This window comes from Pseudooceanicola lipolyticus (genome assembly GCF_002786325.1).
Taxonomy (GTDB): domain Bacteria; phylum Pseudomonadota; class Alphaproteobacteria; order Rhodobacterales; family Rhodobacteraceae; genus Pseudooceanicola_C; species Pseudooceanicola_C lipolyticus.
In genome coordinates, this window is record NZ_PGTB01000172.1 from 1 (window position 1) to 7,384 (window position 7,384).

The 7,384-nt window shown below is 65.9% G+C and carries 5 protein-coding genes; 4 read left to right on the forward strand and 1 reads right to left on the reverse strand.

All coding sequences use genetic code 11. The annotated features are described in order from the left end of the window. Together CVM52_RS21925 and CVM52_RS21930 are read left to right on the forward strand one after the other, a co-directional pair. The coding region (locus tag CVM52_RS21925) for an RsmB/NOP family class I SAM-dependent RNA methyltransferase (protein ID WP_133119934.1) at window positions 1-752 on the forward strand (752 nt) is incomplete at its 5' end. Between the two features lie 80 nt (window positions 753-832). Next, on the forward strand, window positions 833-3,139 hold the full coding sequence (locus CVM52_RS21930; RefSeq protein ID WP_100164514.1) for an ATP-binding response regulator: 2,307 nt from the start codon (window positions 833-835) through the stop codon (window positions 3,137-3,139). Window positions 3,140-3,210: 71 nt separating this feature from the next. On the opposite strand, the gene CVM52_RS21935 is transcribed toward CVM52_RS21930, so the two are convergent. Further along, window positions 3,211-3,804, reverse strand: a complete 594-nt coding sequence (locus tag CVM52_RS21935) for a gamma-glutamyl kinase (RefSeq protein WP_100164517.1) — start codon at window positions 3,802-3,804, stop codon at window positions 3,211-3,213. A 194-nt stretch (window positions 3,805-3,998) separates the two neighbouring features. Between CVM52_RS21935 and recA the strand changes: the two genes are divergently transcribed. Both recA and alaS read left to right on the forward strand, forming a co-directional pair. Then, the gene (gene recA, locus CVM52_RS21940) at window positions 3,999-5,063 is read left to right on the forward strand and encodes a recombinase RecA (RefSeq protein ID WP_100164515.1); all 1,065 of its coding nucleotides are present in this window, start codon (window positions 3,999-4,001) and stop codon (window positions 5,061-5,063) included. 152 nt (window positions 5,064-5,215) lie between these two features. Then, window positions 5,216-7,384, forward strand: a 2,169-nt coding sequence (gene alaS, locus CVM52_RS21945; RefSeq protein WP_100164516.1) for an alanine--tRNA ligase, incomplete at its 3' end; no start/stop codon positions are given.

A 7,384-nucleotide genomic window follows, 5' to 3' on the forward strand; every position in this document is an offset into this window, starting at 1 on the left:
CGCTGCGCCACCGCGCGCCGGTGCACTTGCGGGTCAACGCCGCGCGGCTGTCGCGCGACGCGGCGATTTCGCAACTGGCGCAAGAGGGCATTGCCTGCCGGCCGCATCCGGCATCACCCACCGCGCTGGAAGTGACCGAGGGCGCGCGCAAGCTGCGCAACAGCGCCGCCTATGCGCAGGGGCTGGTCGAGTTGCAGGATGCCGCCTCGCAGGCGGTGGTGGATGCGCTGCCGCTGGCGCCGGGAATGCGGGTGCTGGATTTCTGCGCCGGCGGCGGCGGTAAGACGCTGGCGATGGCAGCGAGGGGCGGGCTGGTTCTGTTCGCCCATGACGCCGCACCGCAACGGATGCGCGACCTTCCGGCCCGCGCGGCACGGGCCGGGGTGCAGGTGCGCCTGCTGGACCCGGATGCCCTGGCGCAGGCCGGCCGGTTCGACCTGGTATTGTGCGACGTGCCCTGTTCCGGCAGCGGCTCGTGGCGTCGTGCGCCCGAGGCGAAATGGCGGCTTACCCCGGAACGGCTGGCGGAATTGCAGGCCACCCAGCGCGCGATCCTGCGCCGCGCGGCCGGGCTTCTGACTGGTAAAGGCGTCTTGGCCTATGCCACCTGCTCGGTTCTGAGTGAGGAAAACACCAAACAGATAGAGTGGTTTACCGTGCAAAACTCATCGTTTGCCGCAGGTTTCGCGCACAGCTGGCCGGTCTGTGGTGGCACCGACGGGTTCTTTTCCGCCCATCTGCGGCAGGCCTGACCACCCGCCTGTTTCCCTGTTAATCACTGTTTAACCAATTTGCGGTGAGACTGGCGCGGTGATGCTGTCAGGAGCCGCCGATGCTCAGCCGCCTAGCCATCAACGTGCCGGACCCGCGCGGTCCGCCGCGCGGCCCTGCGCGGGGGCTGGCGATCGCGCTGGCCGCCGCCGCCCTGGTCATGTGCGGCTGGCTGCTGGACCTGGCCGGTCATTGGGGCAGGGCGTTGCTGGCGGTGGGGTTGACCCTGGCGCTGACCGTCATCGTCATGGGGGTCCTGGCCGGGCTTGCCGCGCTGTTACGAACCCGGCGGCTGCGCCGTCTGGAACAGATGATCGGCGGTGATTGTGCGCCCTGTCTGGCCACCGATGCCGAGGGGCGGATCCTGGCCCGCAACGGTGCGGCCGAACAGCGGCTGCGCGCCGCGCCCGGCGCCGATCTTGCCCGCACGCTCAGCGGGGTCTTTGCCAGCCCCTCGGCGGTGCTCTACCGCCTGCAATGCCGCGCCGTCCAGGACGGGGCGGCTCGCGAGGATCTGGTCACCCGGCGCGGGCATCTTCGCGTTTCCGTCCACGGCCTGGGCGACGGGCGCTTTCTCTGGCGTGTCGAGGACCTGCCCGAACGGCTGCAGGCCGGTGGCACGCTGGAAACCCTGCCGGTGCCGGTCCTGACGGTGGGCCGCGCCGGAGCGGTGCTGTTCATGAACGAGGCGGCGCGGCGGCTGACCGGTGAACGCCGCAAAACCATCGAGTCGGTCTTTGCCACCTTGCCGGTCCGCCTCGGTGCGCTGAACACGGTCACCGGCGCCGACGGCCCGGTCGATGTGGTGGTGACCGAGCAGACCCGCACCGCCGGGCGGCGCGAATTGTACCTGTTGCCGCTGACCGAAACCGGCGGGCGCGGCCATGAGTCGGTGTTCGAATTGCTGCCGGTTCCATTGCTCAAGCTGGACGCGGCGGGCCGGATCCTGCTGGCCAACCGTCAGGCGACACAGCTGCTGGCGCTGCCCGGCGGCGGCGAAGCCCGGCTGGGCGAGGTGATGCGCGGGCTGGGACGCCCGATTGCCGACTGGTTGACCGACACCACCGGCGGCCAGGCCGGGCAAAGCTCGGAATTCCTGCGGCTTGTGCGTGACGACAAGGAGGTATTCGTCCAGGTGACGCTGACCCGGATCACCGAGAATGGCGAATATTTCCTGATTGCGGTGCTGAATGACGCGACCGAACTGAAATCGCTGGAGGCGCAGTTCGTGCAAAGCCAGAAGATGCAGGCGATCGGCCAGCTGGCGGGTGGCGTGGCGCATGATTTCAACAATCTTCTGACCGCGATTTCAGGGCATTGCGACCTGTTGTTGCTGCGTCACGACCAGGGCGACCAGGATTACGCCGACCTGGTGCAGATCAACCAGAATGCCAACCGCGCCGCCGCGCTGGTGGGCCAGCTGCTGGCCTTCTCGCGCAAGCAGACGCTGCGGCCTGAGGTGTTGGACCTGCGCGACATCCTGTCCGACCTGACCCATCTGCTGAACCGGCTGGTGGGCGAGAAGGTGACCCTGACGCTGACCCATGACCCGGTGCTGCGGCCGATCCGCGCCGACAAGCGGCAGTTGGAACAGGTGCTGATGAACCTGGTGGTCAATGCCCGCGACGCGATGCCCGATGGCGGCGAGATCCGGATCGAGACCGAGGCGGTGACGCTGGCCGAACCCTTGGCGCGCGACCGCGCCAGCGTGCCGGCGGGCGACTACCTGCTGCTGCGGGTCGCCGATGAGGGCGTCGGCATCTCGACCGACAAGCTGCCCAAGGTGTTCGAGCCGTTTTACACCACCAAACATACCAGCGAAGGCACCGGGCTGGGCCTGTCCACCGCCTATGGCATCATCAAGCAATCCGGCGGCTTTATCTTCGTCGACAGCACGCCGGGCGAGGGCACCACCTTTACGCTGTATTTCCCGATCTATGCCAACGAGCACGAGGACAGGCCGGCCGCGGTGATGACACCCCCGCCAGCGCTGCCGCGCCACGGCGAAGGCGTGGTACTGCTGGTCGAGGACGAGGCGCCGGTGCGCGCCTTTGCCTCGCGGGCGCTGAGGCTGCGGGGCTATACCGTTCTGGAGGCGGAATCCGCCGAAGACGCGCTGGAAACGCTGGAGGATCCGGCGCTGGCGGTGGATGTCTTTGTCACCGACGTGATCATGCCGGGGATGGACGGGCCGACCTGGGTGCGCCAGGCGCTGAAATCGCGCCCCGACGTGCGGGTTGTGTTCGTGTCGGGCTATGCCGAAGGCGCCTTTGGCGACCGGCCGCCGCAAGTGCCGAACTCGGTCTTCCTGCCGAAACCGTTTTCGCTGAGCCAGTTGACCGAGACGGTGCACCGGCAATTGCATTAACCGGCTGACGCAAGGCGATGAGCCCAGTTCGTCGCCGGTTTTTGCCGGGAATTTTCAGAGAGTCCCGCCGCTCAACCGGCGCTTTCGTACAGATCGAATTCCGCCGCACATTTGCGCCGCAGGCGTTTTTCCACTCCCGGCGACAGCTCGAGTTCCTGAACCGGCGAGGTGTTCTCGCGCCGGGTTTCCACCGCGCCGCCCAGGCGTTCGGCCAGGAAGTGGTCCAGCCGCTCGGGCTGGTCATGGCGGAACAGATGCGTGACCGGGGCGCCGTCCGGGCGCGGCTGCAGAAACCGTGCCTGGCTGCCCACATCGGCAAAGGCCGGGCGATCACCTTTCAGATAGGCCAGCACGAACGCGTCAAAGCTGATCCCGGCGGTTGAATTGGGCTTGCCCTGCAGGAAGGGCCGCTGGCGGTAACGATACCAGCTGCCCAGCCAGCTGACCGGTTCGCGCACCACCGCCAGCGTTTCCAACTCGGCGTTGCAGATCTTGTCATAGATCGGGCGAATGAAGCGGTCATAGCGGTAAAGCGGCGCATGTTTCAGCTCGGGCGGGTCGGTGATCACCAGGCTGGCCCGCGCTGCCAGCGCCGAGTGATAGGCGGTACTGCCGGTTTTGGGCACCGCCAGGAACACCAGGCGCTCCTTGAAAAAAACCAGCATATCCACTCCCGCCGTGATCCCCGCCGGCACCGCGCCCACCGGGTTAAACCAGTTCTTAACCAATCCCCGGACAGAGTGGGAGACAAGATTCCATTTGAAATGTTCTCCTTTTGATCTTATTGAGAACAAGAGGCGAACAAAGCAGCGATTGCCGCCCGGCAACGGGTGTGACAATAAGAAGAGGATACAGGACAATGGCGGATCTCTTGACCATGACCGACAAGAAAAGCGCGGATAAACAAAAGGCCCTGGACAGCGCCCTGGCCCAGATCGAGCGGCAATTCGGCAAGGGCTCGATCATGAAGCTGGGCGCCGGCGGCGCAATTCAGGAGATCGCGGCCAGTTCGACCGGCTCGCTGGGGCTGGATATCGCCCTGGGAATCGGCGGCCTGCCCATGGGCCGGATCATCGAGATTTACGGCCCCGAAAGCTCGGGCAAGACCACGCTGACGCTGCATTGCGTGGCCGAACAGCAGAAACGCGGCGGCGTCTGCGCCTTTGTCGATGCCGAACATGCGCTGGACCCGCAATATGCCAAGAAGCTGGGTGTCGACCTGGATGAATTGCTGATCTCGCAGCCCGATACCGGCGAACAGGCGCTGGAAATCACCGATACGCTGGTGCGTTCGGGCGCGGTGAACATGGTGGTGGTCGATTCGGTGGCGGCACTGACCCCGAAATCGGAACTCGAAGGCGATATGGGCGACAGCAGCGTCGGCGTGCAGGCCCGTTTGATGAGCCAGGCGATGCGCAAGCTGACCGGCTCGATCAGCCGCTCGAACTGCATGGTGATCTTCATCAACCAGATCCGCATGAAGATCGGGGTGATGTTCGGCTCGCCGGAAACCACCACCGGTGGTCACGCGCTGAAATTCTATTCCTCGGTGCGGCTGGACATCCGCCGCATCGGCTCGATCAAGGACCGTGACGAGATTGTCGGCAACGCGACCCGCGTCAAGGTGGTCAAGAACAAGGTGGCGCCGCCGTTCAAGCAGGTGGAATTCGACATCATGTATGGCGAGGGCATCTCGAAAACCGGCGAATTGCTCGACCTCGGCGTTGCCGCCGGCGTGGTGGAGAAATCCGGCGCCTGGTACAGCTATGGCGATGAACGCATCGGCCAGGGGCGCGAGAATGCGCGCCGGTTCCTGAAGGAGAACACCGCCACCGCGCTGGAGATCGAGGACAAGATCCGCGCCTCGCACGGGCTGGATTTCCACATGAACGAGGGCGATGACGAGGACATCCTCGAAGCCTGACGCTGCCACCCAAGGGGCAGAGGCGAAACACTTAGGGGGCGGGCCGGCTGGCGCGCCCCCTGTCATTTCCGGGCTTGCCGCCCGGCTTCCTGTGGACAGGGCAGGGGCGGGGGGATAAACCGGCGCAAACCGCAAGACAGAGCCTGACCCACATGCCCACGCTGAACGATATCCGGTCCACGTTTCTGAGCTATTTCGCCAAGAACGGCCACGAGGTCGTGGCCAGCTCGCCGCTGGTGCCGCGCAACGACCCGACGCTGATGTTCACCAATTCCGGGATGGTTCAGTTCAAGAACCTGTTCACCGGGGTCGAACATCGTGATTACACGCGCGCCACCACCGCGCAGAAATGCGTCCGCGCCGGCGGCAAGCATAACGACCTGGACAACGTCGGCTATACCGCCCGGCACCATACCTTCTTCGAAATGCTGGGAAATTTCTCGTTCGGGGATTATTTCAAATCCGACGCCATCCCCTTTGCCTGGGAATTGGTGACCAAGGAATACGGCATCGACAAGTCGCGGCTTTACGTCACCGTCTATCACACCGATGACGAGGCGGCGGAGATCTGGAAAAAGACTGGCGTGCCGGAAGACCGGATCATCCGCATCGCCACCAATGACAATTTCTGGATGATGGGCCCCACCGGCCCCTGCGGCCCCTGCACCGAGATCTTCTTCGATCACGGCGACAAGTACTGGGGCGGCCCTCCGGGCAGCCCGGAAGAGGATGGCGACCGCTTTGTCGAGATCTGGAACCTCGTTTTCATGCAATACGAGCAGTTCGAGGATGGCAGTCGGCGTGAACTGGCGGCGCAATCGATCGATACCGGCATGGGTATCGAACGGGTGGCGGCGCTGTTGCAGGGCACCAATGACAATTATGCCACCGACCTGATCCGCGCACTGATCGAGGCCAGCGCCGAGGCCACCTCGACTGATCCGGACGGGCCGGGCAAGACCCATCACCGGGTGATTGCCGACCACCTGCGCTCCACCTCTTTCCTGCTGGCCGACGGGGTGATGCCCTCTAATGACGGGCGCGGCTATGTGCTGCGCCGCATCATGCGGCGGGCGATGCGCCACGCGCATCTGCTGGGCGCCACCGATCCGCTGATGCACCGGCTGGTGCCGGCGCTGGTGCGCAAGATGGGCGCCGCCTATCCCGAACTGGCGCGCGCGCAGCCGCTGATCGAAGAGACGCTGAAGCTGGAAGAGACCCGGTTCAAGCAGACGCTGGACCGCGGGCTGAAGCTGCTGGATGACGAACTGGCCGGGCTGCCCGAGGGCGCCGCATTGCCGGGCGAGGCGGCGTTCCGGCTGTATGACACTTACGGCTTTCCGCTGGACCTGACCCAGGACGCGCTGCGCGAACAGGGCCGCACGGTCGAGACCGAAGGCTTTGACACCGCCATGGCCGAACAGAAGGCCAAGGCGCGCGCCGCCTGGTCGGGCTCGGGCGAGGCGGCGGATGCTTCGGTCTGGTTCGACATCGCCGAAACCCACGGCGCCACCGATTTTCTCGGCTACGAGACCGAAACCGCCGAGGGCCAGGTGTTGGCGCTGCTGAAGGATGGCGCCGTGGTCGACACGCTGTCGGCCGGAGACAGCGGCTGGATCGTGCTGAACCAGACGCCGTTCTATGGCGAGGCCGGCGGCCAGGTCGGCGATACCGGCTGGCTGCGCCGGCTCGAGGACGAGGATGACATCGCCACCGTCACCGATACCCAGCGCATGGCCGGCGGCGCGGTAATTGCCCATCAGGTCACCATCGACCGCGGCAGCTTTGGCAAGGGCACGCCGGTGGCTCTGGAGGTCGATCACCGCCGCCGGGGCGCCATCCGCGCCAATCACTCGGCCACTCACCTGCTGCACGAGGCGCTGCGCGAGGCGCTTGGCGATCACGTGGCGCAGCGCGGTTCGTTGAACGCGCCGGACCGGCTGCGCTTTGATTTCAGCCATGCCAAGGCGATGAGCCGGGCCGAGCTGGACAAGGTCGAACGCGAGGTCAACGCCTTCATCCGCCAGAACAGCCCGGTGGTGACCCGGATCATGACCCCCGACGATGCCCGGGCCATCGGCGCGCAGGCGCTGTTCGGCGAGAAATACGGCGACGAGGTGCGGGTGGTGTCGATGGGCCGCGCCGAGACCGGCAAAGGCACCGATGGCAAGACCTGGTCGATCGAGCTGTGCGGCGGCACCCATGTCAGCCGCACCGGCGATATCGGCGCCTTCGCGCTGACCGCCGAATCCGCCTCGGCCGCCGGCGTGCGCCGGATCGAGGCGCTGACCGGAGAGGCCGCCATCGCCGCGCTGCGCGCG